Below are 22,378 nucleotides of genomic sequence, written 5' to 3' on the forward strand. Positions count from 1 at the left end.
CAACAGATCCCCATCTTTTAGAATGTGGGGTTCATGGAGCGCTTACGAAACAACAAAGCCGCTCGGAAGCAGCCAAGTCATTAAATAATATGATCAGGACGGAGTGGTTCGAATACTGTCACGGCTCCAGACGTCGTTGCTGGTAGATCCAGTCAACGATTTCGCCGTCTGGGGCATAGCCGCTTACAGTTTCGCGCAATATCTGGCGAACGCGTGGATAGTCATCTTGCTCCACCGCTACCAACAGCTCCTTCAGTTTGAGTTTAAGAGCATCCCAAACCAAGTGATCTTCGTTAGCACTCATGATCATAGGATGTTGCGTTGCGACTACGTTGTCACCAATAAGCAACTCCTCATAAAGCTTTTCGCCTGGGCGCAACCCCGAGAACTCAATTGAAATGTCTCCATGAGGATTCTTCTCAGAGCGAATACTCAAGCCAGACAGATGAATCATTTTCTCTGCGAGTTCGACAATTTTAACTGGCTCGCCCATGTCCAAAACGAATACATCACCACCCAACCCCATTGACCCAGCCTGAATCACCAACTGTGCAGCTTCGGGAATCGTCATAAAATAGCGAGTAATTTTGGGGTGGGTCACCGTGAGCGGGCCACCAGACTTGATCTGCTTGTGAAAAAGCGGAATTACAGAGCCCGAAGAGCCCAAGACATTGCCGAAACGCACCATGGTAAAGCGGGTCTTGTTATTTCTTGAGATGTTCAACTCGTCGCCGAACAATACCGGCGTCAATTCACGACTGAGCGCTTGCAAGGTCAGCTCTGCTAGGCGCTTGGTACTACCCATTACATTGGTCGGACGCACCGCTTTGTCAGTGGAGATCAGCACAAAGTTCGATACGCCAGCCTGCAACGCTGCCTGTGCTGTATTGAGAGTGCCGATTACATTATTCAACACACCTTCGGCGATATTGTGTTCAACCATCGGGACATGCTTGTAAGCCGCAGCATGGTAAACAGTGTCTACGTGCCATGTGCTCATCACATCCAGCAGTTTGGAATGATCGCGAACAGATCCCAAAATCGGCAACAACTTCACTGGCAGCGACTCGTGAGTGATACGTTGCTCCAGCTCCGAAAGGATGCTGTATAGGTTGAACTCGCCGTGATCAAACAGCAGCAATATGGTCGGGCGCAAGGTAAGAATCTGCCGGCAGAGCTCTGAACCGATCGACCCACCGGCCCCTGTCACCAGTACGCTTTGCCCCTTGATACAGTGTTCCAACAACTCGTTCTGCGCAGGTACAGCATCACGTCCAAGTAAGTCAGCGATGTCAACTTCCTGAATGTCATCCACCTTAACCCGGCCGCTGGCCAAGTCCATAAACCCGGGGACACTGCGAACATGTAGTGGAAAGCCTTCGAGAAAACCAAGGATTTCACGCCGGCGAACACGATTGGTAGACGGTATAGCAAGTAGGATCTCCTGCGCGCCAGTGGCATCGATCATGCGTTGGATATGCTTGGGTTTATAGACCTGCAGGCCTGAAATGACACGCTCCGCGATACTGGTGTCATCATCAATAAACGCCACCGGCCGCATAACTCTACCCATGCGCAAAGCAGCGACCAATTGGTTACCCGCAGCACCTGCCCCATAAATCGCAACACGTGGGAGACCATTGTCACGATTGGTGAACGGCACGTGTTGCGATGCGGCAAACCAGTCGCCCAGAAAATACTGACGCATCGCTAGGCGCAGCCCACCAATCATGATTAGGCTAAGCCACCAATAGTTAAAAATGATCGACCGTGGAACCACGTTTTGATGATTGCTGTACCAATAAACAACTACACTAAGGATAAGGGCTGACAAGCTGACGGCCTTGATGATTGCTATTAACGCGTCGTTACCAAAATAACGCATTACCGCACGATACATCCCGAAGCGAATGAACAGAGGGACGGATACCACTGGGGCAACGAGAAACAACCAGAGATGGCGGCTGACGGGATTTATCATTTCGTCAATGCCTAGGCGAACGAGAAAAGCCATCCACAAGGATAACCAGACCAGCACTACGTCCGTCCCAACCTGGATGAAACGCTTTTGTCGGCGCGAAAGCCCCAATAGAAACAATCTGACTTTATCCATAAGTTGCCCGCCGTTCTTTATTATCTGCCTCTGAGCATCCAGAGACGTGCATCGCGTGCCCTGGGCACACTATGAAAACCAAATTCTTCAATTTACTTTACGTTAGAACGCTCAACTCCGCCCGCGTTAAATCTAACCGTCAAATAAATGAGCGGAGCGTACGCAATAACCAACCCAACAAAACCTATCAATCGAAACTCCATGACTAAAAAAGCAATCGGCAACAACCAAAAAATATTGATACAAAGCACGGCCATCGTAACAGGTAAATGTTTACCAAAATTACGCGATGCAAACTGGTAAGCATGACTTCGGTGGGCCTCATATACCTTCTCCCCACGCAGCAATCTGCGGACCAAGGTAAAGGTCGCATCGCAAATAAATACGCCGAGCATAATCAGCCAAGCCCAGATAAAACCCGGCTCAGCCCATGCCGCTTGGAGCGACAGGATACCCAATGTAATCCCCAGAAAACCGCTACCTGCGTCGCCCATGAATATTTTAGCCGGCGGAAAGTTCCAAAAAAGAAAGCCGGCTACCGCCATCGCGAGTATCGCTGGAGTCCAAACCAAATTTTCAAAGCCGAAAAAAATGTAAATGGCACACATACCTAAGCAGGCACTGATGGCCTCAACACTAGCTAGACCGTCTATACCATCCATAAAGTTATAAAGATTGAGCATCCATACTAGATAAAACGCTGCAAGCGCATGACCTACCCAGCCCAAATTAATAGAAAACCCTAGAATATAGAACGCTGGCAATCCATTAAGCCAAAATAGCGCCCATAGCGCAGCAACAAAATGCCCCAACAGGCGCCAGCGTGCAGCAATATGCCCATGGTCGTCCATGAAACCGATCACTGCGACTAAGCTGCCGGCACCTAGTAAGCCAGTTAGCCAGACATAAGGTTGTACTTGGAGATACCCGAGCAAGACTAAGCAAACTAAAAACGTGACAACAATCGCAACTCCCCCACCCCGAGGAGTTGGAACTGAATGGGAGCTACGTTCGTTGGGGACGTCCATAATACTGCGGCGCAACGCGTATCGTCGTAAAACCGACGTCAAAAGCAAAGATAACAGCGCGACTATTGAAAAAACATACCAATACTTCATTTAATTCGCTCGTTGAGAAAGTGATCTGCAGTTTTGCGCAATCCCTGATCCACGCTGATCACAGGGTTCCAATCCAACATGCTGCGAGCTTTGGTAATATCTACTTGAAGAGAACCGCAGAGCCGTTGAGAAAGTGCTCCCTTACCCAAAAACTTAGCGCCAGCTTTCAGTAACCACTCAGGTACAGATAGCAGTCGCGCGGGACTGTTAAGCACATTTGCAAGTTTTTGTAGTAATTGCGTAGTGGAAACATCCTCGCCATCACTCACTAAAAAGGTTTGGTTGCGAGCCGCAGGATGACTGACGCACGTCATGATAAAGTCGACCAAGTTATCCAAAGCGATCAGACTCCGTCGATTATGTATTGCACCGAATGGTAACGGTATACCTCTTCGTAACCATTTCATCATGCTTTCAAAATTGGCGGTTACTCCCGGACCATAAACGAGTACTGGACGAATAATGACAACTTCAAGGCCTGTCTCGGCAGCGATCAGGCGCAAGCCTGCTTCGGCTTCCATCTTGGAGATACCGTAAGGGTCAACGGGGGCGGGAACATCAGTTTCCCGATAAGGAAGCCCAGGCCCGGAGCCCTCCCCATTTACTTTTACCGAACTTATGAAGATAAACCGCTTCGCGCCAGCCATCGCTGCACTGCGCGCCAATTTCAGTGTATATCCAACGTTCACCAATCGAAAAGCACCCAAAGGGTCAACTTCAGTGTCGTTCATGACGTGGACCCGTGATGCTAGATGGATCACAACCTCAGCGCCTTTTAACGCATCGTGATCCATCTCTATAGTGGAAAAATCGGGCACATGATGATAAACGACAGCGTTGAGAGGCTGCGCGGGTACCTGACGAACAATCGCGCCTACCTGATAATCCGCAACGCTTATGAGTTTTTCAATTAAGCGCCTTCCCACAAACCCACTACCACCGGTAACCACTATTCTGGTCATTTCTTGTGTCTCAAAACCGCCAGTATAACGCACAATACCGAAAAGACGATCTTATCGCGAACACGCCTACGGCACTTATAACCGGAGAAGGCTAAACGAATGAGGGCGACCCGACGCAAGCTTATCCAACGTTGAACGAAAGGAGTATTTTCGACACCGACTAACCTCGAAATCAAAGCGGCCTGATTTAGCCACCAACCGTTGAAAACCTGCGATAGGCGCGCTTTAAAAGCTTTTAGGCCGGTATTCACTCCAACCTGATTGTTACTATGCTGCCGATAAAGCATGTGAGAGCGACTATCTATGACCCACTTGTACCCGTGAGTACGACTGAACGCATAGCAGTACCAATCATGAAGGGTAACGTTTTGAACTTCCGAAAACTGATTAGAAATATGTTGCTGCAAATCACGAAACAATTCTTTTGAAAACACATAGGTACAACCAGGCCCCGCGGCCTCGAACAGATGGTCAAATTGCACTTGTGGTTGCGACTTAACGATAAGTTTTTCTTTACCATCAGGCCAAAATGCGGTGACATTACTTGAATACCCCTGAGCACCTGCGGAAGAGATAGTTTCAACAGCCTCAATTAACTTATTAGGCAACCAAATATCATCTTGATCAGCAAAAGAAAAATAATCAAATTCCTTGAGCGAGGCCTCATTGATTAGCCGGAAAAAATTAGGTGCTGCGCCACCAAACTTTTTGCCCGTTTCAAGAACGAGGACTTTCGGATTGCGCTCCGATAACGCAAGAGCCCACTCCTCCGTTCCGTCATTTGAGCTATCAATGCTGATGATCAGTGTTACCGAAACCCCGTTCTGATTGAGTATGGAATGAACTTGATCGGAGATCCATTTCATGCCGTTATAAGCAGCGAGAAGAACAAGAAAATTAGGACTCACAATATACCTTCGTAAAATTCAAGACAATATCCAATGATAATCTTCAACCATTTTCAACGATGAAAAATAGAAAACGGCAGACATCCCCACAAGAGCTAACCAATAGAAAACTCTACTTCTATAGTCAAATAATCGCATCAGCATGACAAAACACGTCATATCGAAAAAACCGAAAATTTCGGCAGCCCTCAATGAGAACGAATCATTCCATGAGAGAGAAATCTGCAGAACCAAACCGATGGCAGACAAACTTAAAATAAAGCGTTCGACATCAGTAAGTCGTTGATAAAGCATAATCAAAATCGCAGAAATCAGCACCATGCGAGAAATAAAATAGAAGGATAATAAAGACAGCGCACTCGTATGATATTCACCATTAATATAAGGTGCCAGACGACTGAACCCAACTAAACGATCAGCAAAACCAGAAATCAATATGCTCAACGCAAAAGCCGAGCCTAATAAAACAGCAATACCAACTCGTCCAATGTACCTAAACCCCAACACTACCAGAGCAAAACAAGGAACAAATACTATGACCGAAAGATGAAAACTAAGCGCTAAAAAATATAAACCTAGGCCTTTGGTTCTCTGCCCCATATAAAAAAACATTATGCCACAAGAAGCCAGCGATATCGCGACCCCAACACGAACCTGAACCATGTCGTGAACGATATAGAATCGAGACAAGATCATAAAAAAAAGCAAGTAAGAGAAAAACCCGCGCAAGGCCAAGTTTGAAAATACTAATTTGGCATACAAAGAAACAAATGCAACAAAACAGAAAAATATATAATCCGGAAAGCCAAACCAATGTATAAAACCGAAAGCAAGTAAGAACCCAGGATCCTTAAACTCTTCAAAAATGGACTCGAATGAGTTTCCGACTCGATACAACCAGTCAATGTAATTTGAATAATCGGGTGCCACATCTGGCGCACGCAGCCCCGCAAAGAGAACCAAAAACAAAAATAAAAGTACAAACAAAGCGCGTGAAATCGCTATTATATTTTCCTGGCTGCGAACCAAAGAAAAAAAGCTGCACATTGAAGCAGTCAAAAAAACTGACAAGTACAACATCAAAATCTGCCTTTAAACATGTTTTTCGCTACGCCATCATAAAGAGCTTGGCACAATAATTTCGCAGAGTAAAACCTCCTCTTAGAACAAAGCGTATAGCAAATAATATAATAAGGGACCTTTCGCGCAAACTCGAGGCGAGTTTGAATACGCGCCTTACTCCATATGGCAAGGTAAGCGGCATTTCGGACAATAAAGTAATTTCTAAAATCACTGTGTAGCGTAATTCGCTTACCCATCAAAGTTACGAACTCGTCACCAATGCTGTGGCGCATTGTCACAAACGGAGTCAAATATGAACCATAACCTACTGAAGAAGCTCTCTCTCCCCATTCTATATCGACCCAATCAATAAACAAATCTTCCTGCATCAACCCGACCACCTTAAAAACACTAACGCGGATCAATGACCCTGAGGCGATAATATAGTTACTGAGCACAGGTAATTTAGAACTTAAATCAATATCAATTTTCTTAGTGCCAAAAAATGATGGCCTAAGTATAGGAGCAGCATCGCCTGTTTTTTCATCGACGAATACGGGCCCTATTGCACCAACTTTAACGCCCTTATCGAGCAGCTTCTTCTCTTCAGCTAATAATGTTTGAACGGTGCCAGGTAATAACTCACTGTCTTGGTCGAGCAGCAAAACGTGTGAATAGCCTTCACTTTCAGCCAGCTGAGCACCAACATTATGTGCACGGGCGATACCATAATTATCGTGGAGGGATTTATAAAACAATTTTCGATCATCAAACCTACCCGCGTAATCCTCAATATTTGACCCGGGGGTATTATCAATAATGTACACAAGCTGCACTTGCTCATAGATGCTGAGCAGCAACCTATCAAGCACGATCAGATCAGGTTTAAAAAGCACTACTACTGCGGCAACGGAAGTATTCATATTTATTTTCTTAAACTTAATTAACGTAAAAAAGCGAATGAATCGAGCATTTTTTTTGCTATCGCTGACCAATCATACGCTTTCACGTCACGCTCTGCATGAGCCCGCATGGTGGCCAAAGCGTGCTGATCTAATTGAAGGTAATGCAGTATCTGAGAAACTATTTTTTCAACCGTTACCTGCTCAACAATTAACGAATTACTTTTACTGGCCGGCCCGTAATTTGAAATAACTATACACCCCGACGCCAGCGACTCTAAACACGGATAGTGAAAGGCATTATCTTGAAGGAGTCCTGTGGCTATAAACAAGTCAACACCGCTATAAAATGCTGCCAAGTTCTCATCTCCATGAGGCACACTCATCTCGATAAAGTCATAACTTTTCAAAGCTACATTTTTCGGAAGCTCGAACGCTAATTTTAAAATTAAGTTCTTACCTGTGGTTGCCCTAACTATTTTTACTGCCTCCACAATCTCGTATGTACCTTTCCATGCTAGCTCTCTACCTATGCAGCCTAATACTATTTTTTCAGAAGGAACCGGCCTAGGAGAAAATTTGAAAATCTCAAGATCTATGCCCGGTTCAACAACACACTCTGCTTCTAGCAGCTTATAACTTTTATATATTTCGCCATTAACAATTCGTCGAAGCGGTAAAAAATAAGAAACTGAAGCCATAATATAGCCAAAAAACCCTATAAAACTTTTCTTATCATAAAAGTCGGGCTCATAGGCTTGAATATAATAAAAACCTTTACCAGTACCTAAAGCACCGAACGCAACCGGGAATGCAGTCAAATTATAGTTCGCCAAAAAAATATCATATTCTTTCCGATGTTTTAGAATAAACAAAAACATTCCTAAGAGGTTAAAAATCCCGCGCACTACGGGCACACGATGAAAAACATTCGAAAACACTCTCACTTTAGCTAGCGTCGGATAATAAGGACTATTGATAAAGTGCGGACCTAAAAAATCAACTTCGTGGCCGCCTTTTATCAACTCACTTGAGAGCCTTGATAATACCCTCATCCCACCAGCACTTGAAAATGCAAGCATTGGAATTAAAATTTTCATTGAGAACTCTTCATCGATGTGGCGATCTTACCCTTAGAGTGGGTGCTCAGCGCCCACGTTACGCAAATAGCCATGACAATCCAATACAGAAAATAATTGAGTGCATAAGCTTCAACCACTCCGTCAAAACCATGCCATCGAGTGAAGAGCAAAACTAGGAAATACCATGACATAGAAAAAAGTATCTCTGTAACTATGTACAGTTTATACATCGCTTTACCCAGCATGACGTAAGCAAGTATCCAACTTCCAACCTTCATGACATCACCAATGAGCTGAAACGCAAATAAATCTCTCATCGGTAGAAACTGATTGCTAAACAATATATATATAACAAAATCGCGTAGAAAATATACAACCACGCAACCTGCGATAACAACAGGGAGCACAACTTTATAACCTTCTACAACTTCTTTCAAAATAGCCGCGTAGCCGAAAAGCTCAGAAAGGCGGGGAAGATAATAAACACCTAGAGTAGTCGTCACCAACAAGAGATATGCACTGCTTAGCCTCCACATTGCCTCCCAACAACCAGCGTATTCTACTCCAAACTCACTTGTTAAATGGTCTCGAATCAATATCTGAGCGATAGGAAGACAAAGTGCAGTGGTCAACGCCATTGCCGCGAATTTAGCTAGATTAACAGCTACACCTTTATCAAACCGTCCAAAAAAATATTTAACTCTAAACCATTCTGCATGCCTACATAAAAAAACAGTCGTAACGAAAGCCAGCGCCTGGTATATCCCAAGAGAGACTAAAGCACCATAAAGCCCTAGAAACCAAGTAAGCAAACCAGTCACTATTAGTGATAAAAAACTACCGCAAATATTAGCGACGACTAATGTTTTTACATCTTTTTTTCCGTTAATAACGGCCATCAACAAAGCATTAAAGGTAAAGAATATCAGGGATAAAGCGACCCACAAAAAGACACTCGCATACTCATCCTTTTTGAAAAAATACACTGACAATCTATTGCTAAATGCCGCAACCATAATACCGACAGAAAGAGAGCCTACAACAGCCAAAGCTGTTGAGGTCTTCCAAACTGCATGTTGCTTACTCGGCTCGTCGACATATTCAGCAGTATATTTAGTAACACCCGTATTAACAGCACCGCTGGAGAGCGTTATGATCATCGTAAGGGCATTCTGTAACTGGCCCAGCGCAGCGTAGCCTGACGGCCCAACATACAGCGCCAAGATTTTGTTAATTCCCAAAAGGGTCAACATTTTAACAACAACAGCTATTCCATTAAAAAAGCTGGTTTTAACAAGATTCATTTAATTTTTAACCATGAAGCTATTACATGCTTTTACCACTACTTCAGCGTCCGTCAGCGACAAAGTTGGACCGATTGGTAAGCTCAAGATCTGATTATGTACTTTTTCAGAAATAGGGAAAGAGCAGCCCGCCAACTCAGCATAAGCTTTCTGATGATGTGGGGGAATCGGATAATGAATCAAAGTTTGAATTCCACACTCAATGAGGTGTTCTTGGAGCGCTTCTCTTTGCTCGCAAAGCACAGTATATACATGCCACACGTGACTCGTATTCTGCAAAACTTCGAAACTTTCCGACGCAGGCAAAAAAATTGCTGGGTTTTCAATGGATCGGGTGTACAGATCAGCAATTTGGCGGCGATGAGTCGTTTGCTCGTCTAGATATTTAAGTTTTACAGACAAACAAGCTGCCTGAATTTCATCCAATCGGCTATTCACCCCACGGTATAAATTTTTGTATTTTTCGTGAGAACCGTAATTACGTAAAGCCCTCAGCGTCGTCGCAAGCGCTTCATCATTTGTAGTGATTGCGCCAGCATCTCCCAGCGCACCAAGATTTTTTCCAGGGTAGAAACTGAAACCGGAGGCATCTCCCCAATTACCTGCTTTCCTTCCATTCAAGTTAGCCCCGTGGGATTGGGCTGAGTCCTCTAGAACGAGTAGACCAAATCTTTCAGCAACATCCAAGATGGCCGGCATATCCGCAAGACGACCATATAAATGTACGGGCAGAACACATTTGGTTCTGCTAGAAATAGCAGCTTCTGCTTTAAGGGGACACATATTAAAGGTCGTAGGATCCGGTTCTACTAAAACAGGTATCAGTCCATTCTCTGATATAGCAAGGATGCTAGCGATATATGTATTTGAAGGAACAAGAACTTCATCACCTTCACTCAAGTAACCAAGTTCCTTCCAGGCTCGGATGACCAGTACCAGAGCGTCAAGCCCGTTGGCAACACCAATACAATACTTCGCCCCGCAATAGTCAGCATAGCTCTGTTCAAACAGCTGGAGTTCCTTACCGCCTATATACCATCCTGAATCTATGACTCGGGTGCAAGCGTCGATCAGCTCCTGACGACACAATTGATTGATTGATTTCAAATCTAGAAAACTTATCATTTTTTAAAATACCTAATAATTTTAGCTGGATTACCCACAACGACTGCACCCTCTGGAATATCAGAAACCACTACAGCGCCAGCGCCTACCATCGCATCCTCGCCTACAGTTACTCCCGGCAAGATCGTCGCGTTGGCACCAATGCTGGCACCTCGTTTAATGGTAATACCAGAAAAACTCTTCGGATAAACTTTGGATCGAGGCATAGCATCGTTAGTAAATGTGGCATTAGGTCCGATGAAAACGTCATCAGCAATCACTGTCCCTTCCCAGAGAAATACGCCCGACTTAATCGTTACATTATTTCCCACCGATACACCGTTTTCTATTAGTGTATGTGCACAAACGTTGCAATTTTCGCCAATGACCGCTCCATCAAAAATCACCGCAAACTGCCACACCCGGGTGTCTTTTCCGATGTTTTTGCTTTTTACGTCAGCAAGTGGATGAATTTTAGGCATGTTTTGTCAACTCCAAAAACACATCATAATTTCGAATGTAGTCTTCTTCATCATAATAATCATCGGCTAACACTAAAAGCACACAATCTGCGCTGAATTCATGCATTTCGTGCCAAATCATTTTATCAATGACAATAGCTTTATCAGATGAGTCCAACCAAATTTCATCTTTGTTTATTCCGTCATCCATTTTCATGAGGCAACGCCCTGAAACACAAACGGCAGCTTGAGTGAGCTCCTTGTGAGCGTGAAACCCACGAGGTACACCCGCTTGCGTGCCAGTTAGGTAATAGACGCGCTTTATAGCGAACGGAATACTTTTGTTATTCTCAAGAACAACGAGGTGACCGCGATGATCACCTAACTTCTTGATATCCAAAAGTTTAATTAAGCTCATTCTATAATCACCGATAAACTTTCGACCCCGGGGGCCTCATCATCTTTATCGCTGACATTATAATCAATAAACCCAGGCCACTTGATGGATAGTTTAGGGTCGTTCCAATGGAGGGCACCTTCGGACTCCTTATTATAGTAACCAGTAGTTTTGTACAAAAAGTGCGTATGATCTTCCAACGCAACAAAGCCGTGAGCAAAGCCCTCCGGAATCCACATCATACGGTTGTTATCGCCGCTTAGCTCCGCGCCGACCCATTGGAGATAGGTAGGAGAAGAAGGGCGGATATCGACTGCAACATCGAATACAGAACCTCTTACAACCCGGACTAATTTTCCTTGGGCGTGAGGTGCACACTGAAAATGCAGTCCACGTAATACCCCTTTCGAGGAGTAAGAATGATTGTCTTGAATAAATGCACTCGGTACGGGTAGCCCCAACTCCTTCAGCGCCACCTGAAACTTCGCTTGATTAAAACTTTCCATGAACCAGCCACGCGCATCCGTGTAAACAGCTGGTTCAATTATCACAACATCTGGAATGCATGTTTGAATCAATTTCATTTTTCAGAGGCCTCTTTAAGAAGCTTCTGCAGATATTGTCCGTAACCTGTTTTCTTAAGCTTCTCAGCTTGCTCGCTTAGTTGCTTTGGTGAGATCCAACCGTTGTTGAATGCTATTTCTTCGAGGCAAGCGACTTTGAGTCCCTGACGATGTTCAATGGTATGAACAAAGTGGCTTGCTTCAAGCAGCGACTCGTGAGTACCTGTATCCAGCCAGGCAAAGCCTCGACCTAGCATCTCTACAGTTAATGATTTGTCGTCCAAATAGGCCTTGTTAACATCCGTAATTTCAAGCTCACCACGCGGTGAAGGCTTAATATTTTTTGCAATATCTACAACACGATTATCGTAGAAGTACAAACCTGTAACTGCGTAATTTGACTTCGGAACTGTTGGCTTCTCTTCAATGCTAAGCGCACGGCCGTCGTGATCAAATTCAACCACACCAAAACGCTCCGGGTCTGAAACATGATATCCAAATACGGTTGCGCCAGAGTTTTGAGACATCGCAGAGCTAAGGTTGTCCGAGAAATGCTGGCCATAAAAAATATTGTCACCCAAAATCAGGCAGCAAGGATCATCAGCAATAAACTCTTCGCCTATGATGAAGGCTTGCGCTAATCCGTCGGGGCTTGGCTGTTCTGCGTAGGTGAGTTCGATGCCGTATTGGCTGCCATCGCCCAGCATTTTTTTGAAGCATGGCAAGTCTTCTGGCGTAGAAATGATCAGGATCTCGCGCATACCGGCAAGCATGAGCACGGATAGCGGATAAAAAATCATCGGTTTGTCAAAGATGGGCAGCAGCTGCTTGGACACGCCCAATGTCAACGGGTACAAGCGCGTACCAGAACCGCCTGCCAGAATAATGCCTTTGCGTTTAATAACCGCCATTCTCTAAAACTTCCTTTAGCATGGAATTACACCACCGCGCCATTCTGCCAGGTGAATGCAAAAACTCTGACGCAGTTTCTCGGTATTGGGCCAAGAATTCAATGGTCGAGGGTAGGTGAGGGGAACCGTAACCTTGAAATTAGGTTTACAACCTGTTCCAGAAGAATCAGCAGCGCCATAAATTTGCTGCAATTGATCATCAGCTGGGGGCACGTACCTAGAGCCCACGGCGTAAAGCTGATAAACCACAGCTACCAATGGATCTATCAGCGCCCGGCTGACAGCAACAGGAACACGCCGACATGTAGGATCCGAGCACTTGAGAGCGACAATCTGATTCGTAACTACGTTACGACCGTCACAATCCACTGCGGACTTGGACGCCAAGCTATGTATCCTAAGCGATCTCAGCACGGACCCCGACCTGTCATTTCCTACAAAAAATTCTCAGTTGACCTACCCTTTTTGCGGCAATAACCAATTCAAGATCAAAACATCCAGCCCGGAAACGCTTTTCAAAACTGCCCCTCCCCGGGACTTAAAGCGAAGACGCACCATAGTGACGCTCTGAAAAGGGGGAGCCCATTAAACCTCAATCACTCCATGGCGCTCAACTAATTTGGGATAAGTTGGGTTTAGCACTACTGGTCGATTTAACATCGCCGCGCACACGACTGCTTGAGGTTATATCTTCATCGACTCTGGGGGCGCTGCCAGTAACGACCATAATCCTAGTAAGCGCAATAAAAAATGCTAAGACAGCCCCGCCAAACAAACCAAGCGCCATTATCAATAGACGGTTAGGCTTAGAGGGCGCTACCGGCTCAAGGGCCTGTTGATCGATAGTGACTAGCTTGAGGGTCGACATATCGGTACTCAAGTTACTCAAACGAGTCATCTCCGCACGTAAGGACTCGACACCAGCGAGAAAAACATCCTCATTTTTACGCGCGCTCAGCACTTCAATTTCGCGATTGGTCGCTAGCAACTGAAGCTCCTTTGCGATCTGGGCCACGCGAGGATCGGTGAAATCATCCGATCTACGCTGCTCCAATGCGGTGATCTCAGCTTTAAGCGCCTCAACCCCCATAAAATAAAGTGGGATTTGCTGATTATTTACTTCGGTACGAATTACGCTGCCAGCACCCGCCTTATCAGATTCACCGAATGATGAAGGCGTCGCCGGTTTTTGAATACCCAAAGTTTTAGCAATTCCGATCGCTTCATTCAGTTGAAAGATACGATCGCTGCGTAACGCTTTCAATTGAGCCCGCAAGGCTTTCAACTCGTCCTGCAACTGGGCACGCTTCAATGAATCAGCTTCACGAAACCGCGCTATTTTGGCCTCTTTCTCAACATTGTAATTCGATCGGGCCGAATCGAATTTCCCCTGGAGTTCCCTTAACCGATTTTGAACGATTACATTAACGTCGGCACTGATCTGCTCACGCTCAGTCCCAATAGCGTAATCGACTAAACCATTCAGAATCGCTACGCCATCAATACCCTTGGGATAAGTCATTTCAAGCTTTATATAATCACTCAGAGCGTCTTTTTTATTTGGATCAGGCAACGTTAATTGAATAGAGTTACGATTGAATGCCTCAAAACTCTGCTCCAGCGTTTCTCCTGGGCGAACGAACCTTGCGAATAGCCTCTGATTGGCTTTGAAGAAAGCTAAGCGAGTATCGTAGGATTCGAGTGCCTCACCAACCTTGACTAATGCGTCCGCTGGTGGCAACTGGTAAATCTCAGAGCGATTCAGTGCATCCAACTCGTTGATGGCCGCAGGGCGCAACACCGCATTGATCTTGTATTGTGGCGTTACCAGAAACGAATAGCACACTGCAATCAATGTGACAGCTAAGGTCACTAAGAACACGAGCTTTTTTTGAAGGAAGACGTTTTTTAATAGAGTTATTAAATCTATTTCGTCGGAGGATCTTAATGGGGGAACGCGGAAGCTACTACTCACAACAAAAACCTGCCTTCAAAGAGAAACTGCGGGCTCGTTATGCAGACAAAATTGCGTATTTTTTATTCTAATTGGATGACCGCCAAAACCCAGCGTCTCTGCCAAATTTTGAGCGCACAAAATGCCTGTTATCGAGAACAGATTCCATTCTGCCATCTCTTTGGCATATTACAAGTCTTGACATGTCTGTCAGGCGATTCTGATTTTCTAGGAGAACTGTCGCAACCAACAGGGCTAGGTAGGTAGGCAGTTCAAAGCGCGCGACATGGCATGGTTTCTGACAAACGGTCGCCAATACCGCTCTTCCCTTTCTCCTAAAACTAAACCACCGCCTTACCCCGACGCCTGCGCACAACCACCCCCAACACAGGCCCAATCACCATCCCCACAATCAAAGCCACCACCACAAACACCGCCACCGGCATCTGCGCAGTACTCCACCCCAGGAACGACAGTGCCACGCCCTGCTGGTTTTCCAGCACAAACGCCAAAACCACCAACGCTGCAAGCACTGCAATCAATACTGCAGCAACGCGCTTAACCCCACGCATACCCTTCTCCTTCGCCAAAAACACTCAGACGCCTTCTTCCTCTTCTTCGTTCACCCGATCGCGCAATTCCTTGCCCGGTTTGAAGTGGGGAACGAATTTGCCGTCGAGGCTGACGGATTGGCCGGTTTTTGGGTTGCGGCCTACGCGGGGTGCGCGGTAGTGCAGGGAGAAGCTGCCGAAGCCGCGGATTTCGATGCGGTCTCCGGTGGCGAGGCATTGGGACATTTGCTCAAGCATGGTCTTGATAGCCAGCTCCACATCCTTGGATGAGAGCAGCCCTTGATGGGTGACAATTCGTTCGATCAACTCCGACTTCGTCATATTTTTCCCTTCTTTTTCAAGCAGCTAGGAAAAGCGCTCCGAAGGTTTTAGCATGAGTTGATGAATTTGAACAGCCCATGTGTCAACTTATCTGAGGCTGAATAAACACGCTCAGCGAGCGGTCAACCCCTTACTTACAGATCACCAACATGGTTCGCGTCACCGCGCCAGCAGGGTTCCAGCCGAACAGGTAGTCGCCCTCTTCGTCCTCGGCATCACCGGAACGGGTAATGACCTTGTAGCCCTGCATCTTGCACTCACGGGCGGCGCGCTTCTCGCACTTTTCCCACTTGTTGCCCAGGCCAGAGCAGTCGATCTCGATGCCGCTGACGCCGCGCTTGGCGTGGGTCTTGGCGCTGGTGGAGGAGCAGCCTGCAAGTACCAGCAAGGCGAGTATTACGATAATTCTGTTCATTCAAACCCTTATTGAGTCAGCAACGCGAAATAGCCGTTTTCAAGACTATAGTCAGTTCTGACATTGGGCTGAATGCCTTGGTTCGGTGCAGTTGCTTCATCAAATGTCAGGCAAAAAAAAGGGCCTCGCATCGCAAGGCCCTTGATCGTGATCGTTCCCATGCTCTGCGCGGGAATGCAGCCAGTGACGCCCTGCCTCACTGGCGCTAACGGACGAGACGCAGAGCGTCTCAAGAGGCGCTCCCACGCGGAGCGTGGGGACATCATGAATCCTGAATGAACGTGTGGTCTGTGAGTTTTTCGCGAGCGAGCTCCTACCGTTGAGGCGTCAGGCACAAAAAAGGGCGACCGAAGTCGCCCTTTTTCTATAGCTTTACAGAACTTAGTTCTGCTTAGCCATTGCCTGGCGCAGCAGTGCCGCCATGGTGGTGTCAGCAGCAGCTTCCGGAGCAGCTTCTTTCAAGCTCTGAATAGCTTCTTTCTCTTCCACTTCGTCTTTCGACTTGATGGAGAGCTGAATCACGCGGCTCTTGCGGTCAACGCTGATGATCTTGGCTTCTACTTCCTGGCCTTCTTTCAGAACGTTGCGCGCGTCTTCAACGCGGTCACGGCTGATTTCGGAGGCTTTCAGAGTCGCTTCGATATCGTCGGCCAGAACGATGATGGCGCCTTTGGCGTCAACTTCTTTCACAGTGCCTTTAACGATGGCGCCTTTGTCGTTCTCTTGAACGTACTCGGAGAACGGATCGCTTTCCAGTTGCTTGATGCCCAGGGAGATGCGCTCGCGCTCTGGGTCAACCGACAGGATAACGGTGTCCAGCTCGTCGCCCTTCTTGAAACGACGAACAGCTTCTTCGCCAACTTCGTTCCAGGAGATGTCGGACAGGTGAACCAGGCCGTCGATGCCGCCGTCCAGACCAATGAAGATACCGAAATCGGTGATCGACTTGATGGTGCCGGAGATTTTATCGCCCTTGTTGAACTGGCCAGAGAAATCTTCCCATGGGTTAGATTTGCACTGCTTGATGCCCAGGGAGATACGACGACGCTCTTCGTCGATGTCCAGAACCATAACTTCCACTTCGTCGCCGACTTGTACGACTTTCGAAGGGTGGATGTTCTTGTTGGTCCAGTCCATTTCGGAAACGTGTACCAGGCCTTCCACGCCTTCTTCCAGCTCTGCGAAGCAGCCGTAGTCGGTCAGGTTGGTAACACGCGCGGTTACGCGGGTGCTTTCTGGGTAACGAGCTTTGATAGCAACCCATGGATCTTCGCCCAGCTGCTTCAAGCCCAGGGAAACGCGGTTACGCTCACGATCGTACTTCAGAACCTTGACATCGATCTCGTCGCCAACGTTGACGATTTCGGAAGGATGCTTGATACGCTTCCAAGCCATGTCGGTAATGTGCAGCAGGCCATCGACGCCACCCAGATCGACGAATGCGCCGTAATCGGTGAGGTTCTTGACGATACCTTTGACTTGTTGGCCTTCCTGCAGGGATTCCAGCAGAGCTTCACGCTCGGCGGAGTTCTCTGCTTCCAGCACGCTGCGACGGGAAACGACAACGTTGTTGCGCTTCTGGTCGAGCTTGATGACTTTGAATTCCAGTTCTTTGCCTTCCAGGTGCGTGGTGTCGCGCACTGGACGAACGTCGACCAAAGAACCTGGCAGGAACGCACGGATGCCGTTAACGTCGACAGTGAAGCCGCCTTTAACCTTACCGTTGATAACGCCCTTGACCACTTCTTCAGCTGCGAAGGCTGCTTCGAGAACAATCCAGCATTCAGCGCGCTTGGCTTTTTCACGGGACAGCTTGGTTTCACCGAAACCGTCTTCAACCGAGTCCAGAGCAACGTGAACTTCGTCACCGACATTGATAGTCAGGTCACCAGCATCGTTGTAGAACTGTTCCAGCGGGATCAGAGCTTCAGACTTCAGACCAGCGTGAACGGTTACCCAGCGAGCTTGGTAATCGATATCAACGATAACACCGGTGATGATGGAGCCTGCCTGAAGGTTCAGGGTTTTTAGGCTTTCTTCAAAGAGTTCCGCAAAGCTTTCGCTCATTTTAATTCCTGTTGATAAGGGCGAAGAATACGCCCATCTCCACACCCCAGACGGTGTGGGTCAGTTTCAGTTAAAAGAAGCCACCGCAGGACTATGACTGGTCCCCTGCGGCCTTCTTGATCACCCGGCGATATCGCGAATGGCGATTTCACTCATGATGCGTTCCAGCACCTGCTCGATGGACAACTCCGTGGAATCCAGCTGTATGGCGTCAGCCGCCGGCTTGAGCGGGGCTACCGCACGCTGGGTATCACGCTCATCGCGTGCACGGATCTCATCTAGCAGACTCGACAGACTAACACCATCGACTTTGCCCTTCAACTGCAAGTATCGGCGGCGTGCCCGTTCCTCGGCGCTGGCGGTCAGGAAAATCTTCAGCGGCGCCTCGGGAAACACCACCGTGCCCATGTCGCGGCCATCGGCCACCAGGCCCGGCGCTTCCTGGAATGCGCGCTGGCGCTGCAGCAGCGCCTCGCGCACGGCAGGCAGCGCGGCCACTTGGGAGGCACCCGCGCCGATACTCTCGGTGCGAATCACATCACTGACTTCATCACCTTCCAGAATAATGCGCTGCAGCTGACCCTCGGTCGCCGCAATGAACTGCACATCCAGATGGGCGGCAAGTTTGGTCAGCAATTCTTCGTTGGTCAGGTCCACACCATGGTTGTGCGCAGCAAACGCCAGCAGGCGGTACAGCGCGCCAGAATCCAGCAGACACCAACCCAGGCGCTTGGCCAGAATGCCAGCGATTGTGCCTTTGCCCGAGCCGCTAGGCCCGTCGATGGTAATCACCGGTGCTTTGATATTCACAATTGAGCCTCTTGGGCAACACGGATGCCGACTTGGGCACACAGTGTCAGAAAGTTCGGAAAAGACGTAGCAACATTGGCGCAGTCAAGGATACGAATAGGCGCCGTCGCCCGCAGGGAAGCCACACTGAACGCCATGGCAATCCGATGATCGCCATGGGCATGCACTTCACCGCCGCCCATCGGGCCACCGTCAATGATAAGCCCATCAGGCGTGGGTTCACACTTCACACCCAGGGCCAACAGACCGTCGGCCATTACCTGGATGCGATCGGACTCCTTGAGGCGCAGCTCCTCGGCCCCGCGTAAAACGGTGCGGCCTTGAGCGCAGGCTGCAGCAATAAACAGCACGGGGAACTCATCAATTGCCAACGGCACCAGGGCGTGTGGAATCTCGATACCCTTGAGCACGGCGGCACGCACACGCAAATCCGCAACCGGCTCGCCGCCCACCTCGCGCTGATTTTCGAGGGTGATATCAGCCCCCATCAGCCGCAGGATGTCGATTACCCCGGTGCGGGTCGGGTTGATACCGACATGCTCCAGCAGCAGCTCGGATCCCTCGGCAATCGAGGCCGCCACCAGGAAAAACGCCGAAGACGAGATATCTCCTGGCACTTCAATACGCGTAGCGGTCAACCCATGCCCTGACGCCAACGATGCCGTCGCGCCCTGCACCGCCACCGGGTAGCCAAAGCCGCGCAGCATGCGCTCGGTGTGGTCGCGAGTCGGTGCAGGCTCGGTCACCGAGGTTTTGCCCTCAGCGTACAACCCCGCCAACAACAGGCAGGATTTCACCTGGGCACTGGCCATGGGCAGTACATAGTTCAAGCCCTTGAGCGATTGCCCGCCACGAATGCTCAGTGGCGGACGGCCGTCCGGCCCGGTTTCGATGATCGCGCCCATTTCCCGCAGCGGCTTGGCCACGCGGTTCATCGGGCGCTTGGACAGCGAAGCATCGCCGGTCAGCACGCTGTCGAAGCTCTGCGCCGCCAATACACCGGCCAACAGGCGCATCGATGTGCCGGAATTGCCTACGTAGATAGGCCCCGGCGCAGCCTTCAGGCCCTGCAGGCCGACGCCATGAATGGTCACGCGCCCATGGTGCGGCCCCTCGATCACCACACCCATGTCGCGAAAGGCCTGCAAGGTCGCCAGGGCATCTTCACCCTCAAGGAAGCCTTCCACCTCGGTCACACCTTCGGCCAACGAACCCAACATGATCGATCGATGGGAGATCGACTTGTCACCCGGCACGCGAATGCGCCCGCTCAAGCGGCCACCCGGGCTGGCGATGAAGGTCAGGTCATCGGTGTTCACTGCGGTTTCCATATAGGCCCGGCGCGCGAGGATCTTGCTGAAATGTTCACGCGCCACCCGTGCCCGGGTGAACACGCCCAGCAGTTGATGGCCGTCTCCCGCATCCACCGCGTCGCGCAAGGCGTCGAGGTCACTGCGGAAGGTGTCCAGGGTGCGCAACACCGCTTCGCGATTGGCGAGGAAGATGTCGTGCCACATCACCGGATCGCTGCCGGCAATCCGCGTGAAATCGCGAAAACCACCAGCCGCGTACCGGAATATCTCGAGGTTCTCGTTGCGCTTGGCCAAAGAATCCACCAAGCCAAATGCCAGCAGATGCGGCAAGTGGCTGGTGGCTGCCAACACTTCGTCGTGACGCTCCACCTGCATATGCTCCACATCCGCGCCCAGCTCGCGCCAGAGACGATCCACCACTGCCAACGCCGTTGGATCGGTTTGCGCCAGCGGCGTCAGGATGACCTTATGCCGACGGAACAGCTGCGCATTGGAGGCCTCCACCCCGCTCTGCTCGGAACCCGCAATGGGGTGGCCCGGCACAAAACGCGGCGGCATGCCACCAAACGCCCGTTGTGCAGCGCGCACCACGTTGCCTTTGGCGCTGCCCACATCGGTAAGAATTGCTTGCCCCAGGTCCATACCCGCCAGTACCGCCAGCAGTTTTTCCATGGCCAGGATCGGCACGGCGAGCTGGATCACATCCGCGCCCTGGCACGCAACGGCCAGGTCCGCCTCACAGCGGTCCACCACCCCCAACTCCACCGCCAACGCGCGCGATTGGGGGTCGAGGTCCACGCCCACCACTTCGCCACACAGGCCGCTTTCACGCAGGCCTTTGGCGAAGGAGCCACCGATCAACCCCAGGCCGACCACCACCAGGCGACCGATCATAGGCACAGCAGGTTGCAATGCAGTGACATCAACCACGGGCCAGAACCTTGGCCAGCGCCTCAAGGAAGCGGCTGTTCTCAGCCGGCAAACCGATGGTGATACGCAGGTGGTTCGGCATGCCGTAGTTGGCCACCGGGCGCACGATCACGCCCTCGCGCAGCAAGCCCTGGAACACCGGCGCGGCCACTTGGCCGAGGTCGACGCAGATGAAGTTGCCCTTGGAAGGAATCCAGCCCAGGCCCAGCTCACGAAAGCCTTCCTGCAACTGCAGCATGCCGCTTTCATTGAGGCGACGGCCTTCTTCCAGGTATTCGGCATCCCGCACCGCCGCACAGGCGGCCGCCAGGGCCAGGCTGTTGACGTTGAACGGCTGGCGCACGCGGTTCAGCACATCGGCCACCACAGGCGTGGACAAGCCATAACCGACCCGCAACGACGCCAGGCCGTAAGCCTTGGAGAACGTACGCGACACCAGCAGGTTCGGGTAGGCCGCGAGGAAATCCAGGCCGTCGGGCAGGTCGCTGCCTTCGGCGTACTCGATGTAGGCTTCGTCCAGCACGACCAGCACGTGCTCCGGCACATCCTGCAGGAATTCGTTCAGTGCCTGCTCGCCAAACCAAGTGCCGGTCGGGTTGTTCGGGTTGGCGATAAACACCACGCGAGTCTGAGCATCGATGGCTGCCAGCATCGCCGGCAGGTCATGGCCCCAGTCCTTGGCAGGAATCACGCGAGCATCCGCCCCCACCGCCTGGGTCACGATCGGGTAGACCGCAAACGCGTGTTCGCTGAACACCGCGTTCAAACCTGGCGCCAGGTAGGCACGGCCAACCAGCTCAAGGATGTCGTTGGAGCCATTGCCCAAAGTCACTTGATTCAACTCGACCCGGCATTTGTCCGCCAGCAGCGACTTGAGCGCAAAACCGTTGCCGTCGGGGTAACGGGTCAGCTCGGCCAGCTCTTCACGAATCGCCGCCAACACTTTGGGACTCGGGCCCAGCGGGTTTTCGTTACTCGCCAGCTTGACGATCTTGGACGGGTCCAGATTCAACTCGCGGGCCAACTCGTCCACAGGCTTGCCTGGAACGTAAGGCGAGAGTTGTTGCACGCCCGGCTGCGCCAGGGCGAGGAAGTTGCCACTCATGTCA

21 protein-coding genes are annotated in these 22,378 nt (G+C 49.6%); all 21 read right to left on the bottom strand.

Annotated elements, in window-relative coordinates:
• Positions 1–118 precede the first annotated feature (118 nt).
• The 21 genes from PSH76_RS19345 to hisC all read right to left on the bottom strand — a co-directional run bounded on the left by PSH76_RS19345 (position 119) and on the right by hisC (position 22,374).
• Positions 119–2,113: a nucleoside-diphosphate sugar epimerase/dehydratase gene (locus PSH76_RS19345; RefSeq protein WP_278918363.1), complete on the bottom strand. Its 1,995-nt coding sequence runs from the start codon at positions 2,111–2,113 to the stop codon at positions 119–121.
• A 92-nt stretch (positions 2,114–2,205) separates the two neighbouring features.
• Complete coding sequence (locus tag PSH76_RS19350) at positions 2,206–3,231, bottom strand: glycosyltransferase family 4 protein (RefSeq protein WP_305492743.1); 1,026 nt, start codon at positions 3,229–3,231, stop codon at positions 2,206–2,208.
• Complete coding sequence (locus tag PSH76_RS19355) at positions 3,228–4,193, bottom strand: SDR family oxidoreductase (RefSeq protein ID WP_305492744.1); 966 nt, start codon at positions 4,191–4,193, stop codon at positions 3,228–3,230. The genes PSH76_RS19350 and PSH76_RS19355 overlap by 4 nt, the downstream gene beginning before the upstream one ends.
• On the bottom strand, positions 4,190–5,101 hold the full coding sequence (locus PSH76_RS19360) for a glycosyltransferase (protein WP_370874593.1): 912 nt from the start codon (positions 5,099–5,101) through the stop codon (positions 4,190–4,192). The genes PSH76_RS19355 and PSH76_RS19360 overlap by 4 nt, the downstream gene beginning before the upstream one ends.
• A gap of 18 nt (positions 5,102–5,119) precedes the next feature.
• Positions 5,120–6,181 (bottom strand): EpsG family protein, encoded by a 1,062-nt coding sequence (locus PSH76_RS19365; protein ID WP_305492745.1) that lies wholly within the window; start codon positions 6,179–6,181, stop codon positions 5,120–5,122.
• Positions 6,181–7,086, bottom strand: coding sequence for a glycosyltransferase family 2 protein (locus PSH76_RS19370; RefSeq protein WP_305492746.1), 906 nt, complete (start codon positions 7,084–7,086; stop codon positions 6,181–6,183). The genes PSH76_RS19365 and PSH76_RS19370 overlap by 1 nt, the downstream gene beginning before the upstream one ends.
• A gap of 20 nt (positions 7,087–7,106) precedes the next feature.
• Complete coding sequence (locus PSH76_RS19375) at positions 7,107–8,165, bottom strand: glycosyltransferase family 4 protein (protein WP_305492747.1); 1,059 nt, start codon at positions 8,163–8,165, stop codon at positions 7,107–7,109.
• Positions 8,162–9,451, bottom strand: coding sequence for an O-antigen translocase (locus PSH76_RS19380; RefSeq protein WP_305492748.1), 1,290 nt, complete (start codon positions 9,449–9,451; stop codon positions 8,162–8,164). The genes PSH76_RS19375 and PSH76_RS19380 overlap by 4 nt, the downstream gene beginning before the upstream one ends.
• Entirely contained in the window at positions 9,452–10,576 is a 1,125-nt protein-coding gene (locus PSH76_RS19385; RefSeq protein ID WP_305492749.1) for a DegT/DnrJ/EryC1/StrS aminotransferase family protein, read from the bottom strand.
• A complete protein-coding gene (locus PSH76_RS19390; protein WP_305492750.1) occupies positions 10,573–11,037 on the bottom strand; it encodes an acyltransferase in 465 nt (154 codons plus the stop codon). Before PSH76_RS19390 ends, PSH76_RS19385 begins: the two co-directional genes overlap by 4 nt.
• Entirely contained in the window at positions 11,030–11,434 is a 405-nt protein-coding gene (locus PSH76_RS19395) for an FdtA/QdtA family cupin domain-containing protein (protein ID WP_305492751.1), read from the bottom strand. The genes PSH76_RS19390 and PSH76_RS19395 overlap by 8 nt, the downstream gene beginning before the upstream one ends.
• A complete protein-coding gene (gene rfbC, locus PSH76_RS19400) occupies positions 11,431–11,997 on the bottom strand; it encodes a dTDP-4-dehydrorhamnose 3,5-epimerase (RefSeq protein WP_305492752.1) in 567 nt (188 codons plus the stop codon). The genes PSH76_RS19395 and rfbC overlap by 4 nt, the downstream gene beginning before the upstream one ends.
• On the bottom strand, positions 11,994–12,887 hold the full coding sequence (rfbA, locus tag PSH76_RS19405; RefSeq protein WP_278917809.1) for a glucose-1-phosphate thymidylyltransferase RfbA: 894 nt from the start codon (positions 12,885–12,887) through the stop codon (positions 11,994–11,996). Before rfbA ends, rfbC begins: the two co-directional genes overlap by 4 nt.
• A gap of 610 nt (positions 12,888–13,497) precedes the next feature.
• Complete coding sequence (locus PSH76_RS19410) at positions 13,498–14,862, bottom strand: Wzz/FepE/Etk N-terminal domain-containing protein (RefSeq protein ID WP_305492753.1); 1,365 nt, start codon at positions 14,860–14,862, stop codon at positions 13,498–13,500.
• A 320-nt stretch (positions 14,863–15,182) separates the two neighbouring features.
• Positions 15,183–15,413: a lipopolysaccharide assembly protein LapA domain-containing protein gene (locus PSH76_RS19415; protein WP_305492754.1), complete on the bottom strand. Its 231-nt coding sequence runs from the start codon at positions 15,411–15,413 to the stop codon at positions 15,183–15,185.
• Positions 15,414–15,437: 24 nt separating this feature from the next.
• A complete protein-coding gene (gene ihfB / locus PSH76_RS19420) occupies positions 15,438–15,734 on the bottom strand; it encodes an integration host factor subunit beta (RefSeq protein WP_003189779.1) in 297 nt (98 codons plus the stop codon).
• 130 nt (positions 15,735–15,864) lie between these two features.
• Positions 15,865–16,149 (bottom strand): hypothetical protein, encoded by a 285-nt coding sequence (locus PSH76_RS19425; protein ID WP_278917810.1) that lies wholly within the window; start codon positions 16,147–16,149, stop codon positions 15,865–15,867.
• 381 nt (positions 16,150–16,530) lie between these two features.
• Positions 16,531–18,216 carry a 30S ribosomal protein S1 gene (gene rpsA, locus PSH76_RS19430; RefSeq protein ID WP_003189774.1) on the bottom strand — a complete coding sequence of 562 codons (1,686 nt, stop codon included), beginning with the start codon at positions 18,214–18,216 and terminating at the stop codon, positions 16,531–16,533.
• Between the two features lie 120 nt (positions 18,217–18,336).
• Complete coding sequence (gene cmk, locus PSH76_RS19435) at positions 18,337–19,026, bottom strand: (d)CMP kinase (RefSeq protein WP_003189772.1); 690 nt, start codon at positions 19,024–19,026, stop codon at positions 18,337–18,339.
• On the bottom strand, positions 19,023–21,233 hold the full coding sequence (locus tag PSH76_RS19440) for a bifunctional prephenate dehydrogenase/3-phosphoshikimate 1-carboxyvinyltransferase (RefSeq protein ID WP_305494479.1): 2,211 nt from the start codon (positions 21,231–21,233) through the stop codon (positions 19,023–19,025). Before PSH76_RS19440 ends, cmk begins: the two co-directional genes overlap by 4 nt.
• A gap of 28 nt (positions 21,234–21,261) precedes the next feature.
• A complete protein-coding gene (gene hisC, locus PSH76_RS19445) occupies positions 21,262–22,374 on the bottom strand; it encodes a histidinol-phosphate transaminase (protein ID WP_305492755.1) in 1,113 nt (370 codons plus the stop codon).
• Positions 22,375–22,378: the final 4 nt, after the last annotated feature.

Origin of the sequence: Pseudomonas sp. FP215, from assembly GCF_030687795.1 — a bacterium.
Classification (GTDB): domain Bacteria; phylum Pseudomonadota; class Gammaproteobacteria; order Pseudomonadales; family Pseudomonadaceae; genus Aquipseudomonas; species Aquipseudomonas salmasensis.

Coding starts and splice junctions, on each gene's coding strand:
- PSH76_RS19345 (WP_278918363.1), bottom strand. CDS start 2,113: ATGGATAAAGTCAGATTGTTTCTATTGGGGCTTTCGCGCCGACAAAAG.
- PSH76_RS19350 (WP_305492743.1), bottom strand. CDS start 3,231: ATGAAGTATTGGTATGTTTTTTCAATAGTCGCGCTGTTATCTTTGCTT.
- PSH76_RS19355 (WP_305492744.1), bottom strand. CDS start 4,193: ATGACCAGAATAGTGGTTACCGGTGGTAGTGGGTTTGTGGGAAGGCGC.
- PSH76_RS19365 (WP_305492745.1), bottom strand. CDS start 6,181: ATGTTGTACTTGTCAGTTTTTTTGACTGCTTCAATGTGCAGCTTTTTT.
- PSH76_RS19370 (WP_305492746.1), bottom strand. CDS start 7,086: ATGAATACTTCCGTTGCCGCAGTAGTAGTGCTTTTTAAACCTGATCTG.
- PSH76_RS19375 (WP_305492747.1), bottom strand. CDS start 8,165: ATGAAAATTTTAATTCCAATGCTTGCATTTTCAAGTGCTGGTGGGATG.
- PSH76_RS19380 (WP_305492748.1), bottom strand. CDS start 9,451: ATGAATCTTGTTAAAACCAGCTTTTTTAATGGAATAGCTGTTGTTGTT.
- PSH76_RS19385 (WP_305492749.1), bottom strand. CDS start 10,576: ATGATAAGTTTTCTAGATTTGAAATCAATCAATCAATTGTGTCGTCAG.
- PSH76_RS19390 (WP_305492750.1), bottom strand. CDS start 11,037: ATGCCTAAAATTCATCCACTTGCTGACGTAAAAAGCAAAAACATCGGA.
- PSH76_RS19395 (WP_305492751.1), bottom strand. CDS start 11,434: ATGAGCTTAATTAAACTTTTGGATATCAAGAAGTTAGGTGATCATCGC.
- rfbC (WP_305492752.1), bottom strand. CDS start 11,997: ATGAAATTGATTCAAACATGCATTCCAGATGTTGTGATAATTGAACCA.
- rfbA (WP_278917809.1), bottom strand. CDS start 12,887: ATGGCGGTTATTAAACGCAAAGGCATTATTCTGGCAGGCGGTTCTGGT.
- PSH76_RS19415 (WP_305492754.1), bottom strand. CDS start 15,413: ATGCGTGGGGTTAAGCGCGTTGCTGCAGTATTGATTGCAGTGCTTGCA.
- ihfB (WP_003189779.1), bottom strand. CDS start 15,734: ATGACGAAGTCGGAGTTGATCGAACGAATTGTCACCCATCAAGGGCTG.
- PSH76_RS19425 (WP_278917810.1), bottom strand. CDS start 16,149: ATGAACAGAATTATCGTAATACTCGCCTTGCTGGTACTTGCAGGCTGC.
- rpsA (WP_003189774.1), bottom strand. CDS start 18,216: ATGAGCGAAAGCTTTGCGGAACTCTTTGAAGAAAGCCTAAAAACCCTG.
- PSH76_RS19440 (WP_305494479.1), bottom strand. CDS start 21,233: ATGATCGGTCGCCTGGTGGTGGTCGGCCTGGGGTTGATCGGTGGCTCC.
- hisC (WP_305492755.1), bottom strand. CDS start 22,374: ATGAGTGGCAACTTCCTCGCCCTGGCGCAGCCGGGCGTGCAACAACTC.